Annotated in this window: 18 protein-coding genes and 3 pseudogenes; 12 read left to right on the forward strand and 9 right to left on the reverse strand. The window is 68.4% G+C overall.

Annotated elements, in window-relative coordinates:
- Nucleotides 1-117: 117 nt before the first annotated feature.
- Nucleotides 118-1,791 carry an IclR family transcriptional regulator gene (locus tag ACV22Z_RS12050; protein WP_448076530.1) on the forward strand — a complete coding sequence of 558 codons (1,674 nt, stop codon included), beginning with the start codon at nt 118-120 and terminating at the stop codon, nt 1,789-1,791.
- Nucleotides 1,792-2,519: 728 nt separating this feature from the next.
- Here the strand turns inward: ACV22Z_RS12050 and ACV22Z_RS12055 are convergent.
- On the reverse strand, nt 2,520-3,002 hold the full coding sequence (locus ACV22Z_RS12055) for an Lrp/AsnC family transcriptional regulator (protein ID WP_448076531.1): 483 nt from the start codon (nt 3,000-3,002) through the stop codon (nt 2,520-2,522).
- Nucleotides 3,003-3,288: 286 nt separating this feature from the next.
- Between ACV22Z_RS12055 and ACV22Z_RS12060 the strand changes: the two genes are divergently transcribed.
- Both ACV22Z_RS12060 and ACV22Z_RS12065 read left to right on the forward strand, forming a co-directional pair.
- Entirely contained in the window at nt 3,289-3,933 is a 645-nt protein-coding gene (locus ACV22Z_RS12060; protein ID WP_448076532.1) for a LysE family translocator, read from the forward strand.
- 43 nt (nt 3,934-3,976) lie between these two features.
- Nucleotides 3,977-4,099 (forward strand): annotated as a pseudogene (locus ACV22Z_RS12065) (DedA family protein); the annotation flags it as partial.
- Between the two features lie 22 nt (nt 4,100-4,121).
- On the opposite strand, the gene ACV22Z_RS12070 reads toward ACV22Z_RS12065, so the two are convergent.
- Nucleotides 4,122-5,780 carry an acyl-CoA synthetase gene (locus tag ACV22Z_RS12070; RefSeq protein WP_448076533.1) on the reverse strand — a complete coding sequence of 553 codons (1,659 nt, stop codon included), beginning with the start codon at nt 5,778-5,780 and terminating at the stop codon, nt 4,122-4,124.
- Nucleotides 5,781-5,936: 156 nt separating this feature from the next.
- Here ACV22Z_RS12070 and ACV22Z_RS12075 point away from each other — a divergent pair, with 156 nt between their 5' ends.
- The 7 genes from ACV22Z_RS12075 to ACV22Z_RS12105 all read left to right on the forward strand — a co-directional run bounded on the left by ACV22Z_RS12075 (nt 5,937) and on the right by ACV22Z_RS12105 (nt 15,759).
- Complete coding sequence (locus tag ACV22Z_RS12075) at nt 5,937-6,689, forward strand: Crp/Fnr family transcriptional regulator (RefSeq protein ID WP_448076534.1); 753 nt, start codon at nt 5,937-5,939, stop codon at nt 6,687-6,689.
- A gap of 187 nt (nt 6,690-6,876) precedes the next feature.
- Nucleotides 6,877-10,044, forward strand: coding sequence for an efflux RND transporter permease subunit (locus ACV22Z_RS12080; RefSeq protein ID WP_448076535.1), 3,168 nt, complete (start codon nt 6,877-6,879; stop codon nt 10,042-10,044).
- A gap of 23 nt (nt 10,045-10,067) precedes the next feature.
- The gene (locus ACV22Z_RS12085; RefSeq protein ID WP_448076536.1) at nt 10,068-11,297 is read left to right on the forward strand and encodes an efflux RND transporter periplasmic adaptor subunit; all 1,230 of its coding nucleotides are present in this window, start codon (nt 10,068-10,070) and stop codon (nt 11,295-11,297) included.
- Nucleotides 11,298-11,356: 59 nt separating this feature from the next.
- Complete coding sequence (locus ACV22Z_RS12090; protein WP_448076880.1) at nt 11,357-12,787, forward strand: efflux transporter outer membrane subunit; 1,431 nt, start codon at nt 11,357-11,359, stop codon at nt 12,785-12,787.
- A 55-nt stretch (nt 12,788-12,842) separates the two neighbouring features.
- Complete coding sequence (locus ACV22Z_RS12095) at nt 12,843-13,538, forward strand: heavy metal response regulator transcription factor (protein ID WP_448076537.1); 696 nt, start codon at nt 12,843-12,845, stop codon at nt 13,536-13,538.
- Entirely contained in the window at nt 13,535-14,989 is a 1,455-nt protein-coding gene (locus tag ACV22Z_RS12100) for a heavy metal sensor histidine kinase (protein ID WP_448076538.1), read from the forward strand. Before ACV22Z_RS12095 ends, ACV22Z_RS12100 begins: the two co-directional genes overlap by 4 nt.
- Before the next feature lie 182 nt (nt 14,990-15,171).
- On the forward strand, nt 15,172-15,759 hold the full coding sequence (locus tag ACV22Z_RS12105) for a LysE family translocator (RefSeq protein WP_448076539.1): 588 nt from the start codon (nt 15,172-15,174) through the stop codon (nt 15,757-15,759).
- Nucleotides 15,760-15,867: 108 nt separating this feature from the next.
- On the opposite strand, the pseudogene ACV22Z_RS12110 reads toward ACV22Z_RS12105, so the two are convergent.
- From ACV22Z_RS12110 to ACV22Z_RS12130, 5 genes and pseudogenes are all read right to left on the reverse strand, one after another.
- Nucleotides 15,868-16,422, reverse strand: a pseudogene (locus tag ACV22Z_RS12110) (MlrC C-terminal domain-containing protein); the annotation flags it as partial.
- Between the two features lie 30 nt (nt 16,423-16,452).
- A pseudogene (locus ACV22Z_RS12115) lies at nt 16,453-16,572 on the reverse strand (M81 family metallopeptidase); the annotation flags it as partial.
- On the reverse strand, nt 16,569-18,008 hold the full coding sequence (locus tag ACV22Z_RS12120; RefSeq protein WP_448076540.1) for an aldehyde dehydrogenase family protein: 1,440 nt from the start codon (nt 18,006-18,008) through the stop codon (nt 16,569-16,571). The pseudogene ACV22Z_RS12115 and the gene ACV22Z_RS12120, both read right to left, overlap by 4 nt.
- 39 nt (nt 18,009-18,047) lie before the next feature.
- Nucleotides 18,048-19,445, reverse strand: a complete 1,398-nt coding sequence (locus tag ACV22Z_RS12125) for an aspartate aminotransferase family protein (RefSeq protein WP_448076541.1) — start codon at nt 19,443-19,445, stop codon at nt 18,048-18,050.
- A 49-nt stretch (nt 19,446-19,494) separates the two neighbouring features.
- Complete coding sequence (locus ACV22Z_RS12130; protein ID WP_448076542.1) at nt 19,495-20,886, reverse strand: APC family permease; 1,392 nt, start codon at nt 20,884-20,886, stop codon at nt 19,495-19,497.
- Between the two features lie 252 nt (nt 20,887-21,138).
- On the opposite strand from ACV22Z_RS12130, the gene ACV22Z_RS12135 reads away from it, so the two are divergent.
- A complete protein-coding gene (locus tag ACV22Z_RS12135; RefSeq protein ID WP_448076543.1) occupies nt 21,139-22,233 on the forward strand; it encodes an AraC family transcriptional regulator ligand-binding domain-containing protein in 1,095 nt (364 codons plus the stop codon).
- 31 nt (nt 22,234-22,264) lie between these two features.
- Here ACV22Z_RS12135 and ACV22Z_RS12140 read toward each other — a convergent pair whose 3' ends face one another.
- Nucleotides 22,265-23,125, reverse strand: coding sequence for an AraC family transcriptional regulator (locus ACV22Z_RS12140; protein ID WP_448076544.1), 861 nt, complete (start codon nt 23,123-23,125; stop codon nt 22,265-22,267).
- Nucleotides 23,126-23,285: 160 nt separating this feature from the next.
- On the opposite strand from ACV22Z_RS12140, the gene ACV22Z_RS12145 reads away from it, so the two are divergent.
- Nucleotides 23,286-24,080 (forward strand): SDR family NAD(P)-dependent oxidoreductase, encoded by a 795-nt coding sequence (locus ACV22Z_RS12145; protein ID WP_448076545.1) that lies wholly within the window; start codon nt 23,286-23,288, stop codon nt 24,078-24,080.
- A 37-nt stretch (nt 24,081-24,117) separates the two neighbouring features.
- Here the strand turns inward: ACV22Z_RS12145 and ACV22Z_RS12150 are convergent, their stop codons facing one another.
- Nucleotides 24,118-24,492, reverse strand: a complete 375-nt coding sequence (locus tag ACV22Z_RS12150) for a hypothetical protein (protein ID WP_448076546.1) — start codon at nt 24,490-24,492, stop codon at nt 24,118-24,120.
- Between the last annotated feature and the right edge of the window lie 52 nt (nt 24,493-24,544).

Here is a 24,544-nt window from a genome sequence, read left to right on the forward strand (position 1 = left end):
CACATTATTTGTCAATGACAAATCTGCTTGCTATTGTCTAATACGGGTAAACGTGCGGACCGGCGCGATAAATGGCGTCGGATACCATTCGGGGTATTCCGATTTCAGGTGGACGCAGTGGAGAACGACGAAGATCGCGCGGACGGCGTGCCGCAGAAGGCGCAGCGCGGCATCCAGAGTGTCGAGGTGGGCGGCCGGCTGCTCGACGCGCTTGCGCGGCAGCGCAAGCCGCTCGGGCTGTCCGAGCTGGCGGCGGCCGCAGAGCTGTCGACCGCGCAGGCGCATACGTATCTGGTGAGCCTGACGCGCCTCGCGCTCGTGAAGCGCGACGCGATCACCGGCAATTACGAGCCGGGGCCGCTGTCGCTGCGGCTCGGGCTGATGTCGATCGAGCGGCAACCGGCCTACCGCGCGGCCGTCCCGCATGCCGCGCGGCTTGCCGACGCGGTCGGCTTCACCGTCGCGCTCAGCGTGCCGGGCGCGCTCGGGCCGACAATCGTCCGGCTCGAGCATGGCGGCTATCCGCTGCACATGAACCTGCACGTCGGCTCGGTGATGTCTCTCGAGACAACCGCGACCGGCCGCGTGTTCTCCGCGTTCGCCGAACCCGCGCAGCTTGCGGCGATGGCCGCGAGCCAGGCCGGGGCCAGCCGCCCGCTCGCGGGCGCCGACAGAGGCCCGTCGACGGAGACCGCACGGGAGCGAGCGGCGGCGCGCCTCGACGAGATCCGCCGGCGAGGCATCGAGCGCGGCGTCGACCTGCCGAGCCCGGGCGTCAGCAGCCTGAGCGTGCCGGTGCTCGATGCCGACGGCCGGCTGCAGCTCGCGCTGACGGTGATCGGCTCGACCGGCTCGATCGACGTCGCGTGGGACGGCCCGGTTGCGGCCGCGCTGCGCGAAGCCGCGCAACAGGCAACCGCATCGCTCGGCGCGCCGGACGACGCGGCGCAGGGAGCGGCAGCCACGGCAGCCCCGTCGGCGCCGCGCGTGCCCCCCGCGCTGGCCGACGACACGAAAGCGCAGCGCGGCATCAACGCGCTCGACAGCACGGGCGACCTGCTGCTCGCGCTCGTGTCGGCAGGCCACGCGCTGCCGCTGCGCGATCTCGCGGCGGCAGCGGACATGCCGGCCGCGAAGGCATTTCCGCATCTGGTGAGCCTGATCAAGATCGGGTTGCTGAGCCGCGACGACGCCGGCTGGTTCGACGCCGGGCCGCTCAGCCAGGCGCTGGGCCTGATCGCGATGCAGCGCGTCTCGCCGACGCGCGACGCGGAAGCCGAGATCGTCGCGCTCGCGCAAGCGTCCGACATGAGCGTCGCGGCCGCGACGCTCGGGCCGCTCGGGCCGACCGTGATCCGCTTCGAGGAATCGGCGCGGCCGCAGCACGTGAGCCTGCAGGTCGGCACCGTGATGTCGCTCGTCAACACCGCGATCGGCCGCACGTTCGCCGCGTGCGTGCCGGACGACGTGCTGGCCGACCTGCTCGTGGACGAGCCCGTGCGTCTTGCGAGCCGCCCGCTTGCCGAAGGCGCCGCCCGCATCGACGACGCATTCCGCGCGCAGCTCGCGCAGATCCGCGCGGAAGGCCTCGACTACGCGTTCGACGCGCCGGTGCCCGGCATCGCGACGGTCGCCGCGCCCGTCTTCGACCACACCGGCAGCATCCGGCTGGTAATCGCGATCATCGGTTCGTCGCGCGGCTTTCCGCGTGGGCGCGACAGCGATCTCGCGCAGGCGCTGCTGGCCGCCACGCGGCGGCTGTCGTGGCGGTTCGGGTGGATCGGCGGGTAGTCGCCGCCGCCGGGACGTCCCCCTTTCATCGCCGCTTGATTCCGCTCAGTCGTTTTTTCCTGCCGAGACCGTGCTCCGTCGCGGTATCGGCGTGCGCGCACGTCACTCGCCATATTGAAACTGGATGCGACCGCCGCGGTTAGCGCGCGCCTGCGCCGAGCCGAGCCGAGCCGAGCCACGCAGGATCAATACAGCGAAGAACGACAGTGGCAGCGTGCTGCGCGCGGAGACGGCCACGCCATGTTGCGCCGCGGCAACAGAATGCGCGAGTAATTCCCATATTACAAAATCGCATTTCACAGAGTGGCGGGACTCCCTTATGATTAGGGTTATCCCTAACTCGCCACCTTAATGGGGCTTCGTCATGCAAACGTCTAATGTCTCCGACCGTTCCAACCAATCCGCTGGCTGGCTCGAGCGTGTTGGCTCGCTGCTTGCAGAAGCATGGGCAATCCACCTCGAAAACTGCGCGATCATCGCTGAAGCGCACGCGCGCCTCCCGCGCTGAACGGAACGACCGGACGCCGGCCGGTGCGCGATCGCCGGCCTTTTGCTTAGGTTGTGCGCGCTGAACGCGCACACCACCCGGTATCGGATAGCTGCACCGGGAGCCCGGAAACGGGCTGACCAGGCTTCCGGCTCAGGCGCACGCCGCCCCTCCGCTGCGCGTTGGCGCAACCCCGCAGGCCGATCCTTCAGCGAAGGCCGGCCAAGCTCCCCCCGCACACTCACACCTGAATCGACGGCACGTCCTTCATGCAGCGCAGCGCGAACATCGAGCGGCTGTGGCGGATGCTCGAAATCTTGTACAGCTTCTCGCGCAGGAACCGCTCGTAGCCTGCCGTGCCGTCCACGGCGACCTTGATCCAGTAGTCGTAGTCACCCGACACGAGATAGGCCTCGAGCACCTCGGGCAGCGCCGCGAGTTCCGCGCCGAAGCGGGCGAGCGCGTCGTCCTCGTGACGATCGAGCGTCACTTCGAGGATCACGATGTCCGCGTAGCCGAGCATGCGCTGATTGACGAGCGCGACATAGCCGTCGATGTAGCCGTCGAGTTCGAGTTGCCGCGTGCGATTCCAGCACGAGGTCGTCGACATCCCGATCTGCTCGGCCAGTTCGGCGTTCGAAAGGCGCGCGTTTTTCTGTAGTGCGCTGAGGATCTTGCGGTCCTGATTGTCGAGTGTTTTCGGCGGGCGTTCGCGTGTCACCATGATGGAAGGAATCTTCTACTGAAAACCGGAATTTTATCTGAACAGGATTCTGGTTTTCGACCCGATTGGCTGGAAAACAGGAAGCCTTTTAAGCTGACGGCTTGATACATTTTCTCCATGCCTGATGCCCGGCACGCTCCCCGCGACAACCCCTTCGCAGCGGAACGCACGGCCGCAATCACGAGTTGCGGTGCCGGGCACGCAGGCATTCGATCACCGCCGCCCGTGCGCGTATCCGAGCGCGCGCGACGCCGGTGCCTGCCTCCCTGTTCTTGCACTTCCTGTCATGTCGTTCAGGCTTTACCTGTCGTTCCTTGCCGCTTCCATCGTTCTCGTCTACGCCCCCGGCCCCGTCAACCTCCTTACGATGAACCAGGCGCTGCGCACCGGCTGGCGGCGCGCGCTGCCTTGCGTATGGGGCGGCACGCTCGCCGTGCTGCTGCAACTCGCGCTGACCTCGCTGTGCGTGAATTCGCTCGTGCATATCGACGCCCGCGCGCTGACCGTGCTGCGCTGGACGGGCGCCGCATATCTGGTCTGGCTCGGGTGCAAGCAATGGCTCAACCGCGCGCCGGCCAACGCGCCCGCCGCATCGGCATCGCCCGGGATCGTCGAGCCGGACTCCGACACGGAGCGCCAACTGTTCTGGCGCGGCCTCGCGACCTCGGGCCTGAATCCGAAGACGCTGCTGTTCTTCCCGTCGTTCTTTCCGCAATTCATCAGCACGAACGCCGAATGGAGCCTGAACCTTCAGTTTCTGTTGCTCGCGGCAACGTTCGCGCTGCTGTTCGCGGGCGGCGTCGCATCGATGGCGCTGTTCTCGCACCGGCTGAGCCGCGCGTTGCAGCGGCCGGCGCGGATGCGCGCGATGAACCGCGTGACAGGCGGCCTGCTCGTCGGCATGGGCGCGATCATGGCCGGCTGGAACTGAACGGCCGAACGCGCGGCGTGCGTGTCGCTCGCCGCGATCGGCGATCGGCGATCCGCTGACGATGATCGCCGGCGTGCTGCGCGAGCCGCTGCCGAGCTTCCTCGCGATCGTCACGCTCGCGAAGGTGGGCCGCTATCTCGCAATCGAGTGGCTCGTGCCGCATTGAAGCGGCACGGCGCACGCCCCCCTTACGGCTTCTTCGCCTCCCCCGCCAGATCGATCGCCTTGTCCGAGCCGACCGAATTGCGGAGCTGGAATTTCTGGATCTTGCCGGTCGACGTCTTCGGCAGCTCCCCGAAGCGCACGACTTTCGGCACCTTGAAGCCCGCCAGAAGCTGCCGGCAATGCGCGATGATCTCCTCCTCGGTCGCGCTCGCGCCTTCGCGCAGCTCGACGAACGCGCACGGCACCTCGCCCCACTTCGGATCGGGGAACGCGACGACGGCCGCGACGGCGACAGCCGGATGCCGGTACAGCGCGTCCTCGACCTCGATGCTCGAGATGTTTTCGCCGCCCGAGATGATGATGTCCTTGCGGCGATCCTTGATGCGGATGTAGCCGTCCGGCGTCAGCACGCCGAGATCGCCGGTATGGAACCAGCCGCCGTGGAATGCCTCGTCGGTCGCGTGCGGGTTCTTCAGGTAGCCCTTCATGCAGATGTTGCCGCGGAACATGATCTCGCCGAGCGTCTCGCCGTCCGCCGGCACCGGCGCCATCGTGTCGGGGTCGAGCACCGTCGCGCCCGCTTCCAGGTGGTAGCGCACGCCCTGCCGCGCGTTGAGCCGCGCAAGCTCGTCGTCCGGCAGGTCGTCCCAATGCGCCTGCTTCGCGCAGACCGTCGCCGGGCCATACACCTCGGTCAGCCCGTACACGTGCAGCAGGTCGAAGCCGATCTCCTTCATCTTCGCGATCACGGCTGGCGCCGGCGCCGCGCCCGCGACCATCGCGTGCACCGTATGGTCGATCCCTTCGCGCCACTCGGCCGGCGCGTTCGCAATCGCGCTCTGCACGATCGGCGCACCGCAATAGTGCGTGATGCGCTCGCGGCGGATCAGGTCGAACACCGTCTTCGCGTCGAACTTGCGCAGGCAGATGTTCACGCCCGCGCGCGCCGCGACGGCCCAAGGGAAACACCAGCCGTTGCAGTGAAACATCGGCAGCGTCCACAGGTAGACCGCGTGCTTCGGCATGTCCCATTCGAGGATGTTGCTGAGCGCGGCCAGGTACGCGCCGCGATGGTGATAGACGACGCCCTTCGGGTCGCCGGTCGTGCCGGACGTATAGTTCAGCGCGATCGCATCCCATTCGTCGGCGGGCGGCGTCCACGCGTAGCCGGGGTCGCCGCCGGCGACGAATGCCTCGTAGTCGGTCGCGCCGGCGAAGCGCGCGGGGTCGGCCGGCATCGCGTCGGCGACGCTGACGATCTTCAGCCCCGGGATTTCCAGCGCGGCGCGGTGCGCGAGTTCCGCGTATTCGGTATCGACGATCAGCACCTTCGCTTCGCCGTGGCGCAGAATGAACAGCACCGACGCGATGTCGAGCCGCGTATTGATCGTATTGAGCACCGCGCCCGCCATCGGCACGCCGAAGTGCGCCTCGACCATCGCCGGGATGTTCGGCAGCACGGCCGCGACGGTGTCGCCGCGGCCGACGCCGGCCTGCGCGAGCGCGCTCGCGAGGCGCCGCGCGCGTGCATAGGTGTCGCGCCAGGTGCGCCGCACGTCGCCGTGCACGATCGCGAGGCGCTCGCCGTAGACCTCGGCCGAGCGCACCAGGAAGTCGAGCGGCGTGAGCGGCACGTAATTGGCTTCGCGGCGGTCGAGGCCGGCTTCGAACATCTGCGTCATGATCCTGTCTCCCACGAGGCGCAAGCGCCTCGAATCGTTTTGATGTGGTTCAATTCGAGATAGCCTAACGGGCGATATTGTGGGGCGTCTGTCATCGAAACGACAGAGTCCGCCGCGCGCCCCGCGTGTTATCCCTATCCTCGCAAACCCCGATCCATGCACGACGACGTTCTCGCTCCCCTCGACGCACCGGCGCCGGACATGCCGGCAGAGCCCGCTCCGCCGCCCGCACCGCTGTCCGTGCTGTTCGGCCAGTGCGCGTGGTTCCGCGCGCTCGCCCCCGAACACCAGGCGCTCGTGCTCGCCCAGTCGCACGCAGAATGCCGCGACGCAGGCGACGTGATCGCACGGCGGCTCGCGCCGTCCGAATACTGGATCGGCGTGCATCGCGGGCTGCTGAAGCTCGCGATCTTCAACGCGTCCGGGCGTGGCTGCACGTTCTCCGGGGTGCCATCGGGCGGCTGGTTCGGCGAAGGCAGCGTGATCAAGCGCGAGCCGCGCAAGTACGAGGTCGTCGCGATCCAGCGCTCGACCGTGCTGTTCGTGCCGGCCGACACGTTCCATGCGCTGCTCGACAGCAGCCTGCCGTTCACCCGCTTCGTGATCCATCAACTGAACAACCGGATGGGCGAGTTCATCGCGTCGATCCAGAACAGCCGGCTGCTCGACGTCGATGCGCGCGTCGCGCAGTCGCTCGCTCAGTTGTTCAACCCGAACCTGTATCCGGATACGGGCCCGGCGCTCGCGATCTCGCAGGAAGAACTCGGGATGCTGGTCGGCGTGTCGCGCCAGCGGATCAACCAGGCGCTGCAGCAGCTGGAAAGGCGCGGTGTGCTGCGGCTCGCATACAACCAGATCGAGGTCGTCGACCTGGCGGAACTCGCGCGGGTCGGGATGGAACAGATCTGAGCGATCTGAAGGACCCGAGCGACCCGAGCGACGGGAGGGGCATGAGCAACCCGACCAACCTGCTCAATCCCGCCGAGCGCACGAACCTGACAATTCCGCCAGTTTCGCGTCAGTAACCCGCTTGGCGCGTGCGCCTATCATTCGGGTGCCTCCCACCAACGTCTGAACGCCGCCTCCCCGCTGCTCCATGTGGATCGTCAACCTCGCGCTCAGGCGCCCGTACACGTTCATCGTGATGGCCATCATGATCGTGCTGGCCACCCCGCTCGCGCTGATGCGCACGCCCGTCGACGTGCTGCCGTCGATCAACATCCCGGTGATCAGCGTGATCTGGAATTACAACGGGCTGTCGGCGAAGGAGATGACGGACCGCATCACGTCCGTGCATGAGCGGATCCTGACGACGACCGTCAACAACATCCAGCACATCGAGTCGACGACGCTGCCCGGCACCGCGGTCGTCAAGGTGTTCCTGCAGCCGGGCGCGAACGTGCAGACCGCGATCGCGCAGACCGTGTCGTCCGCGCAGGCGATCGTCCGGCAGATGCCGCAGGGCGCGACGCCGCCGCTCGTGATCACGTATTCCGCGTCGAGCATCCCGGTGATCCAGCTCGGGCTGTCGAGCAAGACGCTGAGCGAGGAGTCGCTCGCCGACATCGCGCTGAACTTCCTGCGCCCGCAGCTGATCACGATCCCGGGCGCGCAGGTGCCGTTCCCGTATGGCGGCCGCACCCGCGTCGTCGCGGTCGACATCGATTCGAAGGCGCTGATGTCGAAGGGCCTCACGCCTGCCGACGTCGTCAACGCGGTCAACGCGCAGAACCTCGTGCTGCCGACGGGCACCGCGAAGATGGGCCAGACCGAATACCGGATCGACACCAACGCGTCGGCCGACACCATCGCCGACATCAGCCGCCTGCCGCTGCAGACCGTGAACGGCGCGACCACCTATCTCGGCGAGGTCGCGGCCGTGCGCGACGGCTTCTCGCCGCAGACCAACATCGTGCGCCAGAACGGCCAGCGCGGCGTGCTGGTGTCGATCCTGAAGAGCGGCGACGCGTCGACGCTGAAGGTCGTGTCCGACCTGAAGACGCTGCTGCCGAAGGTGATCCCGACGCTGCCGGAAGGCCTCACGGTCACGCCGCTGTTCGACCAGTCGGTGTTCGTCAACGCCGCCGTGCAGGGCGTAATCCACGAGGCGCTGATCGCCGCCGTACTGACCGCGCTGATGATCCTGCTGTTCCTCGGCAACTGGCGCAGCACGCTGATCATCGCGATCTCGATCCCGCTGTCGATCTTCACGTCGCTGATCGCGCTGTCGGCGCTCGGCGAGACGATCAACATCATGACGCTCGGCGGGCTCGCGCTCGCGGTCGGCATCCTGGTGGACGACGCGACCGTGACGATCGAGAACATCGAGCGCCACCTGCATCTCGGCACCGGGCTGCACGACGCGATCCTCGAAGGCGCGGGCGAGATCGCGGTGCCGGCGTTCGTGTCGACGCTGTGCATCTGCATCGTGTTCGTGCCGATGTTCTTCCTGACGGGCGTCGCGCGCTTCCTGTTCGTGCCGCTCGCCGAGGCCGTCGTGTTCGCGATGCTCGCGTCGTACGTGCTGTCGCGCACGCTCGTGCCGACGATGGCGATGCTGCTGTTCCGCCCGCAGCAGGCCACCGTCGGGCCCGATCATTCGACGTCGCGGTTCGCGCGCGTGCATCACCGTTTCAACCACGCATTCGAGCGGCTGCGCGCGTCGTACATCGTGCTGCTCAGCGTGCTGCTGGTGCGCCGCCGCTTCTACGCGATGTGCTTCCTCGGCTTCTGCGTGCTGTCGACGGGGCTCGTGTTCACGCTCGGCCGCGATTTCTTCCCGAATGCGGATTCCGGCAACATCCGGCTGCACATGCGCGCGCCGACCGGCTACCGGATCGAGGAGACCGCGCGCCTCGCCGACGAGGTCGAACGCGTCGTGCGCGAAGTCGTGCCGCCGGACGAGCTCGGCGCGATCGTCGACAACCTCGGGCAGCCGATCAGCGGCATCAACCTGTCGTACAGCAACGCGGGCACGATCGGCTCGCTCGACGGCGAGATCCTGATCGCGCTGAAGCCCGGCCACGCGCCGACGCCACGTTACGTCGAGGCGCTGCGCGCGCAGCTGCCCGAACGCTTCCCCGGCGCCGAATTCTTCTTCCAGCCGTCGGACATCATCACGCAGATCCTCAACTTCGGTCAGCCGGCCGCGATCGACGTGCAGGTGCTGGGCAACGATCTCGCGAGTAACATGGCAATCGCAAGCCGCCTGATGAAAAAAGTCAGGCAAATCCCCGGCGCGGTCGACGCGCACGTGCTGCAGCGCAACGACCAGCCGACCCTGGTAGCCGACATGGACCGCACGCGCATGCAGCAGCTCAATCTCTCCGCGCAGAACGTCGCGCAGAACATGCTGATCTCGCTGTCCGGCAGCGCGCAGACGACGCCGTCGTTCTGGGTGAACCCGAAGTCCGGCGTCCAGTACCCGCTCGCGATCCAGTCCCCGCAATACGACATCGGCTCGGTCGGCGATCTGCTCGGCACGCCCGTGTCGGCGGGCCGCACCGGCGAGCCGCTGCAACTGCTCGGCAACCTCGTGCGGATGCGCACCGCGAGCGAGCCGGCCGTGTTCACGCACTACAACATCCGCCCGGCGATCGACCTGTACGTGAGCGTCGAGGGTCGCGACCTCGGCTCGGTCGCAGGCGAGGTCGGCAAGATCGTGTCCGACGCGCGCGCCACGCTGCCGCGCGGCACCGAGCTGACGATACGCGGCCAGGTCGAGACGATGCGCACGTCGTACATCGGCCTCGGCGCGGGCGTCGCGATGGCGATCGTGCTCGTGTACCTGCTGATCGTCGTGAATTTCCAGTCGTGGCTCGACCCGCTGATCATCATCAGCGCGATGCCCGCCGCGCTCGCCGGCATCGCGTGGATGCTGTTCATCACCGGCACACACCTGAGCGTGCCCGCGCTCACGGGCGCAATCATGACGGTCGGTGTCGCGACCGCGAACAGCATTCTCGTCGTATCGTTCGCGCGCCAGCGCCTCGCGGCCGGCGCGCCGCCGCTCACGGCCGCGCTCGAGGCCGGCGCGACCCGGATCCGCCCGGTGCTGATGACCGCGCTCGCGATGATCATCGGCATGGTGCCGATGGCGCTCGGGCTCGGCGAAGGCGCCGAGCAGAACGCGCCGCTCGGCCGCGCGGTGATCGGCGGGCTGCTGTTCGCCACGGTGTCGACACTGCTGTTCGTCCCGCTCGTGTTCGCGGGCGTCCATGCGCGGCTCGCGCGGCGGCGCGCGCGCAAGGCCGCCGGACACTAATTGGCTATTGACCGGTTGATTTCATGGAAGAGAAACATCACAGCTCCGTCGGCATCCAGGTAGACGAACACGGGCTCGACCTGCCCGCGCGCGCGGGCGTCTGGCGCCGCGCGCGGATCGTGCTGATCGTCGTCGGCGTGCTGCTGGCGGCAGGCGCTGCGCGCACCGTCGTCACGAACGTCGTGAACCGCAACCGGCTCGACGCGATCACCGCGCAGAACGCGCGCCAGTACGTGAGCGTCGTGCATCCGACGGATGCCGCGCACGGCGGCCACCTGACGCTGCCCGGCACGCTGCGCGGCTTCGTCGAGGCGCCGATCTACGCGCGCGCGAGCGGCTACGTGCTGCGCTGGCAGGCCGACATCGGTGCGCACGTGAAGCAGGGCCAGCTGCTCGCCGAGCTCGACACGCCGGAGCTGAACCAGGAACTCGCGCAGGCGAGCGCGCAGCGCCAGCAGGCGCAGGCGGCGCTCGCGCTCGCGAAGACGTCGTTCGACCGCGCGCAGCAACTGCGCCAGCGCGACGCCGTCTCGCAGCAGGAACTCGACGACCGGCAAGGCGCGTACAACCAGGGGGCCGCGAATCTCGCGGCCGCCGACGCGAACGTGCGCCGGTTGACCGAGCTGAAGGGCTTCCAGCGCATCGTCGCGCCGATCGACGGCGTCGTCACGCAGCGCAACGTCGACGTCGGCGATCTCGTCAACTCCGGCAACGGCGGCCGGTCGCTGTTCACCGTCGTGCAGGCCGACCGGCTGCGCCTCTACGTGCAGGTGCCGCAGGCCTATGCGCAGCAGGTGAAGACGGGCCAGCACGTGAGCGTCGCGCAGGCCGAGCTGCCGGGCCAGACGTTCGACGGGACGATCACGCGCACGGCGGAAGCGATCGACGTCGCCACCCGTTCGCTGCAGATCGAGATCACGCTGCCAAACCCCGACGGCCGGCTGCTGCCGGGCGCCTATGTGCAAGCGACGCTGCCGATGACGCCGGTCGGCCGCCTGTCGGTGCCGGCCAATACGCTGCTGTTCCGCGCGGAAGGCCCGACGGTCGCGACCGTCGACGCGAACGGGCAGATCCGCCTGAAGCCGGTGACGGTCGTGCGCACGGTCGGTCAGACACTCGAGATCGACGGCCCCGTCACGCCGGACGACCGCCTCGTCGTGAACCCGAGCGATTCGGTCGCGAACGGCGATCCGGTCGCCGTGACGAACCCGGCGCCGCAGCCGGCGTCCGCCGCCGCGGGGGCAAAGACGTGACGCGCCCCCGCCTCGCGCCGCGGCCGGCCGCGCTGGCCGCCGCGCTCGCCACCCTTGCGATGGTCGCCGGCTGCACCGTCGGCCCCGACTACCGGCGGTCCGACGTCGACACGCCCGCCGCGTGGCACGTCGATCCGGCCGATGCGTACTGGCATCCGGCCGCACCCGCGCATGCGCCGCTCGATCCCGCATGGTGGACCGCGTTCGGCGATCCGCAACTCGACGCGCTCGAGACCGACGCGTTGCGCAACAACCAGAGCCTGAAGGTGGTCGCCGCGCGCTACGACCAGGCGAAGGCGACGCTGGCGTCGGTCGCGTCCGCGCAGTATCCGGCCGTCAACCTGAACGCGAGCGGCCAGCGCTTCAAGATTTCCGCTGACCGGCCGCGGACGAATTACGCGGTGCAGAGCATGTCGACCGTGCAGAACGACATCCAGGTCGGCGCGAGCGTCAGCTACGAGCTCGACCTGTTCGGCCGCGTGCGGCGCAGCGTCGAATCGGCGCAGGCGAGCACCGAGCAGGCGCGCGACGATTTCGCGAACGCCCGCCTCGTGCTGACCGCCGATCTCGCGTCGAGCTACCTGTCGCTGCGCGAACTCGACGCCGAGATCGACGTCGTCAACCGCTCGATCGACCTGCAACAGAAGGCGCTCGACTACGTGTCGGCGCGCCATGACCTCGGCGCGGTGTCGGGGCTCGACCTGCTGCAGCAGCGCGCGCAGCTCGACGCGACACGCACGCAGGCGCAACTGCTGATCCAGCAGCGCGCGCAGGTCGAAACCGCGCTCGCGACGCTCGTCGGCACGCCCGCACCTGCGTTCTCGCTGCCGCCGCGCGTCGTTCCGATCAACGCGCCGGCGCTGCCGACCGGCGTGCCGAGCGACGTGCTGCAGCGGCGTCCCGACGTTGCGTCCGCCGAGCGGGCAATGGCCGCCGCGAACGCACAGATCGGCGTCGCGCGCGCCGCGTATTTCCCGCGCATCACGCTGTCGCCCGACATCGGCTGGGATGCGACGCGCTTCTCGGGGCTCTTCACGGTGCCGGCGCTGCTGTGGTCGGTCGGTGCGTCCGTGAGCCAGCCGCTGTTCGAAGGCGGCCGGCTGAAGGCCGGCGTCGATTTCGCGCAGGCGGGCTACGTCGCCGCGCAGGCGAATTACCGGCAGACCGTGCTCACCGCGTTCCAGGAGGTGCAGAATGCGGTCACGGGCCTGTCGGTGCTCGACGAGGCCGCGCGGCAGGCGGCCGCCGCGGTCGACGACGCGCGCAAGCTGGTCGCGCTCGCGCAGGACCGCTACGCGGGCGGCCTGACGCCGTTCATCGACGTGCTGACCGCCGAGCAGCAGCAGCTGACGAGCGAGCGCCAGGCGGTACAGATCCAGGGCCAGCGCGCGGCGCTCGTCGTGTTCCTCGCGAAGGCGCTCGGCGGCGGCTGGGACGGCGGCGCGGCGGCCGGCCCCGCGACATCCGAGGTCGCGGCAGCGGCCCGATAACCCGACAACGCAGACAACGCCGAAAACACCGAAAACGCCGAAACCGGATCCGAACATGAAAGTCCTGATCGTCGAAGACGAACCGAAGGTGGTCGAATACCTGAAGAGCGGCCTCGCCGAGGAAGGCTGGGTCGTCGATACCGCGCTCGACGGCGAGGACGGCGCGTGGAAGGCCGTCGAATTCGACTACGACGTGGTTGTCCTTGACGTGATGCTGCCGAAGCTCGACGGCTTCGGCGTGCTGCGCGCGCTGCGTGCGCAGAAGCAGACGCCCGTGATCATGCTGACCGCGCGCGACCGCGTCGACGACCGCGTGCGTGGGTTGCGCGGCGGCGCGGACGACTACCTGACGAAGCCGTTCTCGTTCCTCGAGCTGATCGAGCGGCTGCGTGCGCTCACGCGCCGCGCGCGTGTGCAGGAATCGACGCTGATCTCGATCGGCGACCTGCGCGTCGACCTGATCGGCCGCCGCGCGACGCGCGACGGCACGCGCCTCGACCTGACCGCTCAGGAGTTCCAGCTGCTAGGCGTGCTCGCGCGCCGCAGCGGCGAGGTGCTGTCGAAGACGACGATCGCCGAGCTCGTGTGGGACGTGAACTTCGACAGCAACGCGAACGTCGTCGAGACCGCGATCAAACGATTGCGCGCGAAGCTCGACGGCCCGTTCGCCGACAAGCTGCTGCATACGATCCGCGGGATGGGCTATGTCCTCGAGGTGCGCGAGGACGGCGACGGCGAGAGGCACCCATGAAACGATCGATCACGCTGCGCCTGTCCGCGATGTTCGGCATCGTGTCGTTCCTCGTGTTCACGCTGGTCGGCTGCGGCCTGTTCGTGTTAATGGAGCGGCAGCTGTTCGCAGAACTGCGCGCGACGCTCGACACCCGCACGAAGGTGGTCGAGATGATCGTGTCGCACGTGACCACGACCGCACGCTGGCACATCACGCAGGAAAAGCTTGCCGATCTCGAGCCGCCGGACGGCTCGACGCACTATCAGGTCGACGGCCCCGACCCGGCGTTCCGCTTCGGGCATCCGGTGAACGGCACGCCGGATGGCGCGCCGTTCGGCACGTACCAGCGCTACCGGCTCAACGACAGCAGCTACGACGTGATGACGAAGACCGTGACGGTGGCCGGCAGCGGCGAGCGGCCGGCGCTGAAGCTGATCGTCGCGACGTCGTGCGAGCGCACGCAGCGGATGCTGCGCCGCTTCGGCTGGACGCTGGCCGCGCTGATCGCGGTCGCGACCGGCATCACGCTGCTGCTCGGCCGCGCGGTCGCGCGCTTCGGCCTCGCGCCGCTCGACCGGCTGTCGCAGGAAGCGGCGGCCGTCAATCACGTGAACCGCCATCAGCGGCTGAAGACCGACGCGCTGCCCGCCGAGCTGCGCGATCTCGCCGCGTCGTTCAACGGCGCGCTCGAACGGATCCAGCAGGCCTACGAGCGGCTCGAGGCATTCAACGCGGACGTCGCGCACGAGCTGCGCACGCCCGTCAGCATCCTGATCGGCCAGACGCAGGTCGCGCTGACGAGCCGCGACCGGTCCGTCGAGCGGATGCGCCAGACACTGCAGTCGAACCTCGAGGAATTCGAGCGGCTGCGCGTGATCGTCAACGACATGCTGTTCCTGTCGCGCAGCGATCGCGGCGAACGCGCGAGCGACCTGAAGGACGTGTCGCTCGCGGACGAGGTGCGGCGCATGCTCGACTTCCTCGAGATACCGCTCGACGAAGCGCAACTGCGCGCCGAACTGCACGGCGATGCGCGTGCGAGCGTCGACCCGTCGCTGTTCCGCCGTGCGATGACGAACCTGCTGATCAATGCAATCCAGCATTCGGCGCCTGGCGCGACGCTGCATGTGACGATCACGCGGCGCGACGCGCTCGTCGAGGTGTCGGTCGCGAACCCCGGCGCGCCGATCGACGTCGCGCAACGCGCACACATGTTCGAACGCTTCTACCGGCTCGAGGAAGCGCGCGTGAACAGCAAGGAGAACCACGGCCTCGGGCTGTCGATCGTCAAGGCCGTCGCCGAAATGCATGGCGGCAGCGTGTTCGTCGCGTGCGCGGGCGGCGTCAATACGTTCGGCTTTTCGGTGTCGGCGCAGCCGTGCGCCGGCGGCGCGATCCGGCCGGACGAGCCGGCGCGGGCGGCCGACGCGGCCCCTGAACCGGCCCGCGCGCCGCGCGCGCTGCAATGACGCGTAGCGCGCTGTTGGCGGCCCGCGTTGATGCGGGCAGTTTCGTTTTGCTGGCGGCCAACACCGCGGGATGCGACCGTGCGCCGTTGACGGCCCGACAAGCCAAGGGCAGTTTTCTTCAATACGCGCCCGCCCCGCTCCTTTAGCCTCAGCGTGACTTTCGACACGCATGGAGGCATCCGATGAGCATTCTGGTTTCGATGGCGGCGTTCGCGCTCGCATCGTCGATCACCCCTGGCCCCGTCAACATCGTCGCGCTCAGCTCCGGCGCGCGCTACGGTCTCGGCGCGAGCCTGCGCTACGCGGCCGGCGCGACGCTCGGCTTCGTCGCGCTGTTCCTGCTGATCGGCCTCGGTCTGCACGCGGCGCTGGTACGCTGGCCCATGCTGACGACCGCGACGCAATGGTCGGGGATTGCGTTCCTGCTGTACATGGCGCTGCGCCTCGCGTTCGACGACGGCCGGCTGTCGCCCGATGCGCAGGTCGCCGGGCCGTCCGCGGCCGCGGGCGCCGCGATGCAGTGGCTGAATCCGAAGGCATGGCTTGCGTGCGTCGCCGCGATGGGCGCGTACGCGTCCGATGGCGACCGCGTGCTGGTCTGGCAATTCGCGGCGCTGTATCTGGTGATCTGCTTCGCGTCGATCGCGTGCTGGTCCTATGCGGGTGCGTCGCTGCGGCACCGCCTCGCGAACGCGCGCCGGATGCGCGTGTTCAACCGGGCGATGGCGCTGCTGCTCGCGGGCAGCGCGCTTTACCTGCTCGACGTCTAGCAGGCGGTTTGCAGGTGGCTCGAAGGCGGTTCGCAGGAAGCGGCTTCCCGTGCAGTGTTTCGTTCTGCCTGGAACCCGGCGCCGATCCGGCGTCTGGCGCCCCGCCGCTCAAGTCGCCCGTTGCGCGTCGCGATCCCACCGGCCGACGTCGTCGAGCGGATACACGGGCCGCACGAGCCGCTCGTAGCGGAACAGCGCGTAATCGGAACTCGTCACGCCCCGGCTGTCGCATTCGACGAGTGCCGCCGCGATCGGCACGAACACGGGCCGGCAATACATCCGCGACTTCAGCAGCAGGAACCGGGCCCGCCGCGGATCGATGCCGACGCTCTCGAACACGCCGAGATCCCACGGCTCCTGCGTGCGCTCGGTGACGACGAGCGTCGCTACGCCGATGTCGAGCACGGCAGCGCGCCCCATATACGCGCGCTGCCCCGTATACGTCGGCCCGGTAATCACGTATTCGCCGACGGTGATCGCCCGCACGACGCCCGTCGCTCGAAACGGCCCGCGCCGCGCGCCGCCGGGCGACGCCAGCTTGTTGCCGACCAGCACGGTGACGGTCGCGCCGACGCCCGCATCGACCAGCCGCGCGACGGCCTCGGGGTCGCACAGCGGCCCGCTGACGATGCCGTCGAGCCCTTGCGCGAGTGCCGCATCGATGAATGCGGCCATCGCGGTGCGCATCCCGTGGTTCGCGCGGTACGCATCGCCGCCCCAGTCGGGACCGTTGCGGCCGAACGCCGCGAGCGGCGTCGGCACCGGCGAGAACGTGTTCGTCTCGTGGTTCATCCGGGCGATCAGGATCTTCATTGCGCGCCGCCCGCCGCGTACCCGGTCGTTCCCTTCGTTTCCAGATATTCCGCGAGACCGAACTCCGCATACTCGCGCCCGTTGCCCGAACGCTTGTAGCCGCCGAACGGCGCGGCCGGGTTCCATGGCGGGTAGTTGATGTGGACATTCCCGACGCGCAGCCGCGCCGCGATCCGGCGGGCGCGTTCGATGTCCTTCGATTGCACGTAGGCCGCAAGCCCGTATACCGAGTCGTTCGCGAGCGCGACCGCCTCGTCCTCGGACCGGCAGGTCATGATCGACAGAACCGGCCCGAAGATCTCCTCGCGCGCGATCGCCATGTCCGGCGTGACGTTGGAAAACACCGTCGGCCGCACGTAGAACCCTTCGGTCAGGCCATCCGGCCGCCCGGGGCCGCCGGCGACCAGCGTCGCGCCCTCGTCGATCCCGAGCCGGATGAAGTGCTGGATGCGGTCGAACTGCGTGCGGCTGACGACCGGCCCGAGCGCGGTTTCCGGCGCGCGCGGATCGCCGACGACGGTGCGCGCCGCCTCGTTGCGCGCAGCCTGCTCCGCCAGCGCCAGATGATCGGCGTGCACGAGCATGCGCGTCGGCGCGTTGCACGACTGGCCGCTGTTGCTGAAACAGCTTCGCACGCCGCGCGCGACCGCATCCTCGATGTCGGCGTCGGGCAGGATGAGGTTCGGGCTCTTGCTGCCGAGCTCCTGGTGCACGCGCTTCACGGTGTCGGCGGCGGCCTTCGCGACCTCGATGCCCGCGCGCGTCGAGCCCGTGAACGACACCATGTCGACGTCCGGATGCCGCGACAGCGCGTCGCCGACCACCTGCCCGTACCCGTGCACGAGATTGAACACGCCGGGCGGCACGCCCGCCTCGTGCAGGATCTCCGCGAACAGGATCGCGCTGAACGGCGCGATCTCGCTCGGCTTGAGCACCATCGTGCAGCCGGCGGCGAGCGCGGGCGCGACCTTGCACACGATCTGGTTGATCGGCCAGTTCCACGGCGTGATCAGCGCGCACACGCCGATCGGCTCGTGCGACACCAGCAACGAGCCCGTCTGCGTGCTGAACCGGAACGACTGCAGCGCGCGGATCGTCTGCTCGAGGTGCGCGGTGCCGACCGCGGCCTGCATCGCGCGCGCAAACGCGATCGGCGCGCCCATCTCCTGGCTGATCGTCTGCGCAATCTCGTCGTAGCGGCGCTGGTAGATCTCGAGCACGCGCAACAGCAGCGCGACGCGCTCGTCGACCGACCAGCGCGAAAACGTGTCGAACGCCTGCTTCGCCGCGCCGACCGCGCGGTCGACGTCGGCCGGCCCGCCGATCCTGAGCTGCGCATACGGCCGCTCGGTGGCCGGGTCGATCACGTCGATCGACTGCGCGCCGGCCGGATCGAGCCACTGTCCGTCGATATAGCTCTGTTGTGACATTCGCATCGGATGCTTCTCCTTTTTTCGGTGACGTCGCCGGCGCGCTCAGCGCGTCGCGCGCGCATACGTGTCGGTGAGGATGTCGCGAATCTGCGCGACGAACCACGCGATCTCGTCGCGCGACATCACGAGCGGCGGCGAGAACTGCAAGATCGGCGTGCCCTCGTGATCGACGCCGGCCCGGCACAGCAGCCCCGCGTCGAAGATCGCGGGCGCGAGCAGCTTCGACACGAACGTCTGCGCACTGATGCCTGCCGCCCAGCGGCGCGCCTCCTTGTCGGTCACGAGTTCGAGCGAATAGTGGTAGCCGTCGCCGCGCACGTCGCCGACGCACGGCAGCTCGAGCAGCGCGTCGAGCGTCTTGCGGAAAAACCCTTCGTTGGCGCGAACGTTCGCGAGCACGCCTTCCCGCTCCATGATCGCCAGGTTCGCGAGCGCGGCCGTGCACGCGACCGGATGGCCGCCGTACGTCGCTCCATGCAGGAACATCTGCTGCGGCCCCGCGAGCACCGTGTCGACGACCATGTCGCTCGCGATCACGCCGCCGAGCGGCACATAGCCCGACGCGATGCCCTTCGCGAACGTCAGGATGTCCGGCTTCAGCCCGTAGCGGCTCGACCCGAAATGCTCGCCGAGCCGGCCGAACCCGCAGATCACTTCGTCCGCGACGAGCAGCACGCCATGCCGGTCGCAGATCTCGCGCAGCCCCGCCGCGTAGCCGGCCGGCGGCGTCAGGCTGCCGCCCGCGTTCTGCAGCGGCTCGACGACGATCGCCGCGACGGTGTCCGGCCCTTCCTGCACGATCAGCGATTCGATCTCGTCGAGCAGATGGCGCGTGAACTGCGCTTCCGTCTCGCCGATCGGACGACCGTAGCGCTTCGTGTTGCCGACATGCCGCACGCCCGCCATCAGCGGCTCGAAATGCTTGCGGAAGTTGGTCATCCCGTTCAGCGCGAGCGCGCCGAACGACGTGCCGTGATACGCGACGCGCCGCGCGATGAACTTGCGCCGCTGTGGCTCGCCGCGCGCCTGGTGGTACTGGCGCACCAGCTTGATCGCCGACTCGTTCGACTCCGATCCGCTCGACGTGAAGAACACCCGGTTCAGGCCATCGGGCGCGAGCGTCGCGAGCGTGTGCGCGAGACGGATCGCGGGCTCGTGGCCGTAGCCCCAGTTGGTCGCGAACGGCAGCCGGACCATCTGCTCGCGAATCGCGTCGCCGATCTCCGCGCCGTGGCTGTAGCCGACCTGCACGCAGTACAGCCCGGCCAGCGCATCGAAGTAGCGCTTGCCGTTCCGGTCGACGAGCCAGCATCCGTCGCCGCGGTCGAATACGGTCAACGCGTTGTCGCCGTATGCATCGGCATGCGTGAAATGCATCAGCAGATGACGCTTGCCCAGCGCCTGCAGATCCGCATCGAGATTGACGTCAACACCGTTCATGCCTCACTCCTCCTTGGTGGTTTCAAAACCGGTTCCCGAGACCGGCCGTTCAGTTCATCGTCAGCGTCGGCGCGGGACGCGTGAAGCCGCGCGTCAGCCACACGAGCTGGCAGAGCCCGAGCGCGAGCCAGCCGATGCCGACGTAGAACGTCTGTCGCGACAGCCCGGACCAGAGCCACACGTTCATCGTGAAGCCGATCGCCGGCATCAGGCCGAACTTGATCCAGCCCGCAAAACGGCGGTGCTCGGGCCGCGCGAGATAGCTGCGCACCACGCACAGGTTCACGACCGCGAACGCGACGAGCGCGCCGAAGCTGATCATCGTCGACGCGAGATCGAGCGTGATGAACAGCGCGGAAAGCGAAACGGCGCCGACCGCGAGCGTCGCGCGCACCGGCGTGCGAAGCCGTGCATGCAGGTGCCCGAACACGCGCTCCGGCAAGACCTGGTCGCGGCCCATCGCGAACAGCACGCGCGTCACGCTCGCCTGCCCGGCCATCGCGCTCGCGAAGCAGCCGGCCACGTAGACCGCGACGAAGAGCGCCGACAGCGCGCCGCCGCCGATCCGCTGCATCAGTTCGAGACTGGCCGAATCGAGATCCTTGAACGCGTGCCAGTCCGGAAAGACGACTTGTCCGACGTACGCGATCAGCATGAACAGCAGGCCGCTCAACAGCGTGCAGAGCAGGATCGCGCGCGGCACCGTGCGCCGCGGCTCGCGCGTCTCCTCCGACAGCGTCGATACGGCGTCGAAACCGAGAAAGGACAGGCACAGGATCGCGGACCCGGCCATGATCGCGCGGGCGTCGTCCGATGCGGGCAGCGCGACCGTCATCGCGAGCCCCTGCCCGGCCGCGAGCCGCGCCGACGCGACGAGGAAGATCGCGATGAAGACCAGCTGGCTCGCGATCAGGATCAGGTTGACGCGATTGACGAGCCGGATGCCGACGATGTTCAGCCCCGTGACGAGCGCGATGCTCGCCACGATCCACACGCTCGACGGCACCATCGGGAACAGCTGCTTCATGTAGATGCCGATCGCGAGGTAGCTGATCATCGGGATGAACAGGTAGTCCATCAGCAATGCCCAGCCGACCATGAACCCGGCCGACGCGCCGAAGTTGCGGCTCGCGAACGTGTAGGCGGAGCCGGCGCTCGGCATCAGCCGCGCCATGTGGCCGTAACTGCGCGCGGTGAACAGCATCGCGATCAGCGTGACCGCATACGCTGCGGCGAGATGGCCGTTCGTCGCGCTGGTGACGAGCCCGTAGGTCGTGAACACCGTCATCGGCAACATGTAGGCCAGGCCGAAGATCACCAGCGTGGAGAGCCCGAGCAGGTGTGCGTGCCCTCGCCCATCCTCGAACCCTCGATTCGCACGCTGTCTGGAACCGTCCGTCGTGGCGGCTGACGCGTGTCGACCCGGCCTGTTGTTGTTCATGCTGTCCTCACGTGGATGGCGTCGATGACTTCAACACTCGCTCGGTGTGCAACGCTTGCGATGCACGATTCGAGAACGAGTGTGGTGCGCCAAAAAATCGAGGACGAATGAGAAAAGCGGACGTAATCGAGGGATATTTTCGGACGCGTCGCCGCCAGTCGATCCGGCGCGCGGCCGACCGCAGCGCACGCCACTGGCGTTCCGGGGCCATTCCGGCTATGTTCTACGCGAATCCGTCGCGACATCAGCAAAATGGATCGCAGAACCCATCGAAATCAAAGCGGCGCCGAGCGCAGCCTGCGTTCGGCGCTCGGCCTGGCGCGTCCGGCCGGACGCCAGGAAGACATCCCCGCAACCGTCCATGCGATCGCGGTCGCGCTCGACGAGTGCCGCGTGCGGCATATCGAGCGCGCCGTGATGCTGGAAGGCACGGGGCTCGGCGCGGACGAAGTCGCATCGCCGAACCTCCACGTGAACCGCGGGCAGGAACAGCGCTGTTTCAGGAACCTGCTGCGGTGCAGCGGCGTGCCGTCGATCGGGCTGTCGATCGGCAGCCGGCTCCATGTGTCGACCCTCGGCCTTGCCGGCTACGCGATGCTGATCAGCGGCTCCGTCACGCAGGCGCTCAAGTGCATGAGCCAGTTTCCGCTGTTCATGGGCCTGTATTTCGACGTGCGCGTCCATGCGCGCGCGGACGGGATGAGCGTGACGATCGGCCGGTACAACGGCGAGCCCGATCTCGAAGTCTTTCAGACCGACATGTGCCTTTCCAGCCTTCGGCTGATCGTGTCCGATCTTGTCGGCAAGCCGGTCTGGCCCGCGCAATTGAATCTCGTGCGACGTACGCCGCGCAATGGCGCCGATTACGCGCGCCACTTCGGCTGCCGGGTCGGGTTCAACGCCGGCGAAAACAGTCTCGTGTTCACGTCCGTGAACGGTACGGAGACGCCGCCCCTCGCGAACGAAGTCAGCTTCAATGCGCTGCACGGCCAGTGCGAAGCCCTCGAACGGCAGTGGGCCGCGTCGGTCGGGACGCGCTTCGCCGATCGCGCGAAGGAGCTGATGGGACGCGACCTGTCCCGCTTCAAGTCGATGACGTCACTTGCGAACGCGCTGCACATGACGGAGCGCACCCTTCGCAGGCGGCTCGAAAAGGACAGCGTGACGTTTCAATCGCTGCTGGACGAAGTGCGTCATGAGGAGGCGGCCCGGCTTCTGGGCGATCACACGCTCACGGTCGCGGCGATTGCGGAGACCCTCGGCTACAGCGAGCCGCGGAGTTTCCGTCATGCGTACCGGCGCTGGACGGGGCGAACGCCACGCGCCGACGCGGACGGGGATGCGTGAATCCGCGCGTCGCACTACCCGGCGGCGGCCGCTACGCCGTCGCGGCGCCTGCGCCCGCCGCGCCGCGATATTGCCCGGGCGTTGCCGCCGCAATCCGCCGGAATGCACGCTGAAAGTGCGCCTGATCGGCGAACCCTGCATCGAGTGCGACGTCCGCAATCGGCCGCCCGCGGCGCAGCTCCGCGCGCCCGTACTGCACGCGGCGGTCGATCAGGAACGCATGCGGCGTCATCCCGTAGCGCGCGCTGAATGCGCGGATCAGATACGAAGGCGACAGATCGGCCGCCGCGCAAATCGCGTCGAGCGTCACCGCGTCGCGACAATGCGCGGCGATGTAGTCGGCCGCGCGCGCGAGCTTCGCGTTGTCGCCGGCGCGCCGCGTGCGCGGCGCGGCCGGATCGAGCGCGTCGTGCAGCCGCGTGAAGAACTCGACCGCTGCGCTCTCCTTGCCGAGCGGTTCGACGCCAGGCGCGACAAGCGTGCGATAGAAGCCCGCGAAATCGGCGAACAAGTCGCGCCGGTCGGTCAGCTTCTGCGAAAAGCCGTGGAAATCCGTGTTCGGATCGCGACCGCGCGCATGCTGCAGCCGCGCGAGCCACGGCACGTCGACATAGACCATCCGGTACGCCCACGCGTGCGGCCCGTCCGGGTTGCACGCGTGCACCTGTTCGGGATCGATGATCACCAGCGCGCCGCGCCCGATGCGCTCGTTCGTCGCGCCGTTCAGGTAGGTGCTGGTGCCGCCGACGATCGCGCCGAGCGAGAACGTATCGTGTGTGTGCTTCACGTAGCAGATCGCGCGCCCGTCGTCGACGGTGCGCGCCTCGATGAACGGCAGCGCAGCATCGCGCCAGAACGGCGACGGCGCGGCGGGTTTGACGGTGCGGCTCACGCGAGAACTCCCGGATTGGACGGCAAACGCATACCCTACAAGACCGCCCGGTACGAAGCAATCGCCGCGCTGGCGAATCGCACGGTTTCGCCTAAGCTTTGAATTCCGGCCGCCGCGGCAGGTCCGGCGGCTTCCCTCCCCCTCACCCCCTCTCACGACCATGCATATCGATCTGAACGGCAAGACGGCAGTTGTCACCGCTTCCACCGCCGGCATCGGCCTTGCGATCGCCGAAGGGCTCGCACGCGCCGGCGCGCGGGTCGTCGTCAACGGGCGCAGCGAAGCGTCGGTGCAGACCGCGCTCGCGCACCTGCGCAGCGCGGCGCCCGGCACGACCGTCGAAGGCGTAGCCGCGGACCTGTCCGACAGCGACGGCGCAGCCCGCATCACGCGCGCCGCGTCGCAGGCCGACATCCTCGTGAACAACGCGGGAATCTACGGGCTGAAGCCGTTCTTCGACATCGACGACGCCGAATGGATGCATTACTTCCAGACCAACGTGATGTCCGGCGTGCGGCTCGCGCGGCATTACATGCAGGGGATGCTCGAACGGAACTGGGGACGCGTCGTGTTCATCTCGTCGGAATCCGCGCTGAACATCCCGGTCGACATGATTCATTACGGCTTCACGAAGACCGCGCAGCTGTCGATCGCGCGCGGGCTCGCGAAGCTCGCGGCCGGTAGCCGCGTCACCGTCAACTCGGTGCTGCCGGGGCCGACGCTGTCCGAAGGCGTGCGGTCGCTGCTGAAGGAAACCGCCGACGAAACCGGCCGCAGCATCGACGAGGTCGCGGTCGACTTCGTCCGCACGCAGCGCTCGAGCTCGATCATCCAGCGGCCGGCCACGCCGGCGGAAGTCGCGAATCTGGTGGTGTACGTGTGTTCGCCGCAGGCATCGGCGACGACGGGTGCCGCGTTGCGGGTCGACGGCGGCGTGGTCGATACGATCGCATAGCGGCCGCGTCAAACCGATGCCGCCGGGCTGCGGCGCGCTACCTCGCGCCGACTTTCTGGGTCTGAAGCAGCCCTTTGCGATCGGCCTCCATGCAGGTATCGAAGCCGTGCTGCCTGACGACGCCCGCCTCGTCGAACACGACGAAATACGGGCGATGCTGGTCGCCGTGATCGAGCTGGTAGTTGTAGCAGACGCCGCTGCCGTTGCGGACCATCCATACGCTGCGCGGGTTGCCGCCCGCGCGGATGATCTCGGCACGCGTCGCGCCGCGCGCGGATGCCGCCTTCGGCACCGGCAGGCGCGAATACGAAAACGGCAGGAACGTGTAGAACCACGAACAGCCGCTCATCATCAGACAGCTCGCTGCCAGCGACAGCGTTGCCACCGGCCGGGACATCGGGATCATTCGCATGCTGGGAAATTCTGTTGCGCCGCGCCGGCGCGGCCGAAAACCCCATGCTACT

Source organism: Burkholderia sp. PU8-34 (assembly GCF_053427725.1).

Excerpts from the sequence above, each read along its gene's own strand:
- ACV22Z_RS12100 (WP_448076538.1), top strand. The coding sequence starts at position 13,535 with ATGAAACGATCGATCACGCTGCGCCTGTCCGCGATGTTCGGCATCGTG.
- ACV22Z_RS12055 (WP_448076531.1), bottom strand. The coding sequence starts at position 3,002 with ATGGTGACACGCGAACGCCCGCCGAAAACACTCGACAATCAGGACCGC.
- ACV22Z_RS12145 (WP_448076545.1), top strand. The coding sequence starts at position 23,286 with ATGCATATCGATCTGAACGGCAAGACGGCAGTTGTCACCGCTTCCACC.
- ACV22Z_RS12150 (WP_448076546.1), bottom strand. The coding sequence starts at position 24,492 with ATGCGAATGATCCCGATGTCCCGGCCGGTGGCAACGCTGTCGCTGGCA.
- ACV22Z_RS12130 (WP_448076542.1), bottom strand. The coding sequence starts at position 20,886 with ATGAACAACAACAGGCCGGGTCGACACGCGTCAGCCGCCACGACGGAC.
- ACV22Z_RS12125 (WP_448076541.1), bottom strand. The coding sequence starts at position 19,445 with ATGAACGGTGTTGACGTCAATCTCGATGCGGATCTGCAGGCGCTGGGC.
- ACV22Z_RS12090 (WP_448076880.1), top strand. The coding sequence starts at position 11,357 with ATGGTCGCCGGCTGCACCGTCGGCCCCGACTACCGGCGGTCCGACGTC.
- ACV22Z_RS12085 (WP_448076536.1), top strand. The coding sequence starts at position 10,068 with ATGGAAGAGAAACATCACAGCTCCGTCGGCATCCAGGTAGACGAACAC.
- ACV22Z_RS12105 (WP_448076539.1), top strand. The coding sequence starts at position 15,172 with ATGAGCATTCTGGTTTCGATGGCGGCGTTCGCGCTCGCATCGTCGATC.
- ACV22Z_RS12075 (WP_448076534.1), top strand. The coding sequence starts at position 5,937 with ATGCACGACGACGTTCTCGCTCCCCTCGACGCACCGGCGCCGGACATG.
- ACV22Z_RS12080 (WP_448076535.1), top strand. The coding sequence starts at position 6,877 with ATGTGGATCGTCAACCTCGCGCTCAGGCGCCCGTACACGTTCATCGTG.
- ACV22Z_RS12060 (WP_448076532.1), top strand. The coding sequence starts at position 3,289 with ATGTCGTTCAGGCTTTACCTGTCGTTCCTTGCCGCTTCCATCGTTCTC.
- ACV22Z_RS12120 (WP_448076540.1), bottom strand. The coding sequence starts at position 18,008 with ATGCGAATGTCACAACAGAGCTATATCGACGGACAGTGGCTCGATCCG.
- ACV22Z_RS12095 (WP_448076537.1), top strand. The coding sequence starts at position 12,843 with ATGAAAGTCCTGATCGTCGAAGACGAACCGAAGGTGGTCGAATACCTG.
- ACV22Z_RS12135 (WP_448076543.1), top strand. The coding sequence starts at position 21,139 with ATGGATCGCAGAACCCATCGAAATCAAAGCGGCGCCGAGCGCAGCCTG.
- ACV22Z_RS12070 (WP_448076533.1), bottom strand. The coding sequence starts at position 5,780 with ATGACGCAGATGTTCGAAGCCGGCCTCGACCGCCGCGAAGCCAATTAC.